The organism is Ideonella sp. P3_A4 (assembly GCF_056403075.1).
In genome coordinates this window covers 1-3,285 of the sequence record NZ_JBFUGE010000640.1, presented here as the reverse complement: position 1 = coordinate 3,285, position 3,285 = coordinate 1, and the positions used below count along the sequence as shown (strand labels likewise).

At 64.8% G+C, this 3,285-nt stretch carries 5 protein-coding genes and 1 pseudogene; 4 read left to right on the top strand and 2 right to left on the bottom strand.

What is annotated here, in order from left to right; translation table 11 throughout:
* A pseudogene (locus AC1DYI_RS30370) lies at positions 1-259 on the bottom strand (cysteine--tRNA ligase); the annotation flags it as partial.
* Positions 260-477: 218 nt separating this feature from the next.
* On the opposite strand from AC1DYI_RS30370, the gene AC1DYI_RS30365 reads away from it, so the two are divergent.
* The 4 genes from AC1DYI_RS30365 to AC1DYI_RS30350 are packed head-to-tail and all read left to right on the top strand — an operon-like array spanning position 478 to position 3,119.
* The gene (locus tag AC1DYI_RS30365; protein ID WP_477207840.1) at positions 478-1,041 is read left to right on the top strand and encodes a peptidylprolyl isomerase; all 564 of its coding nucleotides are present in this window, start codon (positions 478-480) and stop codon (positions 1,039-1,041) included.
* 5 nt (positions 1,042-1,046) lie between these two features.
* Positions 1,047-1,550 carry a peptidylprolyl isomerase gene (locus tag AC1DYI_RS30360; protein WP_477207838.1) on the top strand — a complete coding sequence of 168 codons (504 nt, stop codon included), beginning with the start codon at positions 1,047-1,049 and terminating at the stop codon, positions 1,548-1,550.
* Positions 1,551-1,593: 43 nt separating this feature from the next.
* Positions 1,594-2,328, top strand: a complete 735-nt coding sequence (locus AC1DYI_RS30355; protein ID WP_477207837.1) for a UDP-2,3-diacylglucosamine diphosphatase — start codon at positions 1,594-1,596, stop codon at positions 2,326-2,328.
* The gene (locus AC1DYI_RS30350; RefSeq protein ID WP_477207836.1) at positions 2,295-3,119 is read left to right on the top strand and encodes a M90 family metallopeptidase; all 825 of its coding nucleotides are present in this window, start codon (positions 2,295-2,297) and stop codon (positions 3,117-3,119) included. Before AC1DYI_RS30355 ends, AC1DYI_RS30350 begins: the two co-directional genes overlap by 34 nt.
* A 25-nt stretch (positions 3,120-3,144) precedes the next feature.
* On the opposite strand, the gene AC1DYI_RS30345 is transcribed toward AC1DYI_RS30350, so the two are convergent.
* The coding region (locus tag AC1DYI_RS30345) for a helix-turn-helix domain-containing protein (protein WP_477207839.1) at positions 3,145-3,285 on the bottom strand (141 nt) is incomplete at its 5' end.

Genomic DNA, 3,285 nt, shown 5'->3' with positions numbered 1-3,285 from the left:
GGATGCTGATGCCGCGCTCGACCGCACGCCGGATGATCTTGTCTTCGATGTCGGTGATGTTACGGACGTAGGTGACTTGGTAACCGCTGGCTTGCAGCCAGCGGTAGACCACGTCGAAGGCCATCATCATGCGCGCATGGCCCATGTGACACAGGTCGTAGATCGTCATGCCGCACACGTACATGCGCGCATGCCCAGGCTCGATGGGAACGAAGTCTTCGACCCGACGGGTCAGCGTGTTGTAGATGCGCAGGGCCATCAACGAGGGTGGTCAACGGGCGCGGTGGCGTCGCCGGGGAAGCGGTGGCTGCAATAGCCGAACGCCCGTTGTGCGGGGGTCGCTAGAATCGTCTGAGTATAGCCAAGGAGACTTTTGACGTGACATCGACTGCCACCCGGGCAACCACTATCACCCGCCACCTGGGCCGCCGTGCCTGCTTGCTCGGCGTGGGCTTCGCGATCACCGCGTTGGCCACCCTGCCCGTGCGGGCACAGGGCACGACCGCGCCGGAAGCGCCTGCGTCGTCGAGCGCGCCAGCGGTTGCCGGCCCGAAGGTGCGCCTGGCCACCAGCATGGGCGACATCGTGCTCGAGCTGTACAAGGACAAGGCGCCGAAGACCGTCGACAATTTCGTGCAGTACGTGAAGGCTGGCCACTACGACGGCACGGTCTTCCACCGCGTGATCGAGAACTTCATGATCCAGGGCGGCGGCATGAAGCCCGACCTGAGCGAGAAACAGACCCGTGCGCCGATCCCGCTGGAAAGCCGCACCGGCCTGTCCAACGTGAAGTACACGGTGGCGATGGCGCGCACCAATTTCCCGAACTCGGCCACGTCGCAGTTCTTCATCAACGTCAACGACAACGTCTTCCTCGACCAGCCGAACGCGCGCGAYGGCGAAGGCTACGCGGTGTTCGGCAAGGTAATTGCCGGTACGGACGTGGTCGAGAAGATCAAGACCGTCGAGACCAAAGCCAAGGGCCCGCACCAGAACGTTCCGGTGCAGCCTGTCCTCATCAAGAAAGCGACGTTGGAGTAACTAGCATGACCAAGACCGTAGAACTGACCACCAGCATGGGCGTGATCCGCCTCGAACTCGACGACGTCAAGGCCCCGAAAAGCGTGGCCAACTTCCTGTCGTACGTGAACAAGGGCCACTACGACGGCACCGTGTTCCACCGCGTCATCAAGGGCTTCATGGTCCAGGGCGGCGGCATGACGCCCGACATGAAGCAAAAGCCGACCGATGAGCAGATCCAGAACGAAGCCAACAACGGCCTGACGAACGACAAGTACACCGTGGCGATGGCGCGCACCAACGCGCCGCACTCGGCCACCTCGCAGTTCTTCGTCAACACCAAGGACAACGGCTTCCTGAACTTCACCGCCGAGTCGGCCAGTGGCTGGGGCTACTGCGTGTTCGGCAAGGTTGTCGCCGGCACCGAAGTGGTCGATGCGATCGAAAAGGTTCGCACCGGCACCAAGGGCTTCCACGACGACGTGCCCCTCGAAGCGGTGACGATCGACAAGGCCGTCGTCATCGCCTGAGTTCGTGCTGCCACGGATCGATCTGCCACCGTCCATCCGGACGGTGGATTTCATTTCAGACCTGCACCTGAGCCCCGATCTGCCGCAGACGTTGGCGGCGCTGCAGCAGTACCTGGACGCGACCACTGCCGATGCGGTGTTCATCCTCGGCGATCTGTTCGAGGCCTGGGTGGGGGACGACTCCGTGGCGCTGCCCTTCGAAGCGCAATGCGTCGCCTTGCTGGCCGCATCGGCCCGGCAGCGGCCTTTGTATGTGATGCGCGGCAACCGCGATTTCCTGTTGGGCGAGGGATTCTTCCAGGCCACGGGCGCTGTCGATCTGCCCGACCCTGTGGCGCTGCATGCACCAGGCATCTCCGATGAGCCCGTGCTGCTGAGCCACGGCGACGCGCTGTGTCTGGACGACACGGCCTACCAGCAGTTTCGCGCCCAGGTGCGGCAGCCGGCGTGGCAGCAGGCCTTTCTGACGAAGCCGCTGGCCGAGCGCCAGGCGATCGGCGCGCAAATGCGCGCTGCCAGCCGCGCCCATCAGCAAAGTGCGAAGCCGATCACCTATGCGGACGCGGACCCCGCGCTCGCTCAGCAGTGGCTGGCCGAAGCCGGTACGAAGACGCTGATCCACGGTCACACGCATCGCCCGCAAAGCGAGCAGCGAACCGAAGGCTGGACGCGCCACGTGCTGAGCGACTGGGACTGCGACCACATCTCGCCGCCGCGAGCCGAGGTGCTGCGTTGGTCCGCCCAATGCTTCGCGCGCCTCGCGCCCGCGGCGGCCTGAGCGCGATGGTGCTGCCGCGACTCCTGCGCAGCGTGTCGCGCTGGCGCGAATCACGCGCGCTGGAGCGCCACGCGGTCCCGGACGAGCTGTGGACGATGGTGGTGGGCATCTACCCGTTCCTGTCCAGCCGCTCGGCTGAAGACCTGCAAGAGCTGCGCCGGCTGGTCAGCCTGTTTCTCGCCCGCAAGGAATTCCACGGCGCGCAGGACCTGACGGTGACCGACGAGATGGCCGTGGCCATCGCAGCCCAGGCTTGCCTGCCGATCCTGAAGCTCGGCATCGAAGCCTATGACGACTTCGTCGGCATCGTCGTCCACCCGAGTGAAATGACGATCCGCCGCGAGGTGATGGACGACGATGGCGTCGTGCACGAGTTCGACGACGCGTTGCTCGGTGAGACGACTGCAGATGGCGGCCCGGTCACGCTGGCCTGGGACCACGTGCTGAACGCCGGCGAGACCGCGGACATCGCGCTGAACGTCGTCATCCACGAATTCGCGCACGTGCTCGATCGCGCCGATGGCCAGCTCGATGGCGTCCCGATGCTGCCCACCACCGCAGCCCGTGAAGCGTGGGTCGAGTGCATCGACGCCGAGTACGAACGCTTCGCTGAACTCATCGAGGCAGACGAAGAAGACACCGCGCTCGACCCCTACGGTGCCGAAGCAGTGGATGAATTCTTCGCCGTCGCCGTCGAGGCCTTCTTCGTCGCGCCGGTCGCTATGCGCGAGGAACATCCGGCGCTGTACGAGCTCTTCAAGGGTTACTTTCGGCAGTCTCCGGCCGATTGAGAGCATTGACTGCAGCGCTTTCCACTCAGCGCTGCGATGACCGCAACAGCGTGTCCGACGGCCGCTCACCAAACTGGTGCCGATAGTCGCTGGCGAACTGGCTCAGGTTCCAAAAGCCCCAAGCTGCCGCCGCCTCGCGCACCGAGGTGACTGCGCCCTCGCCGCC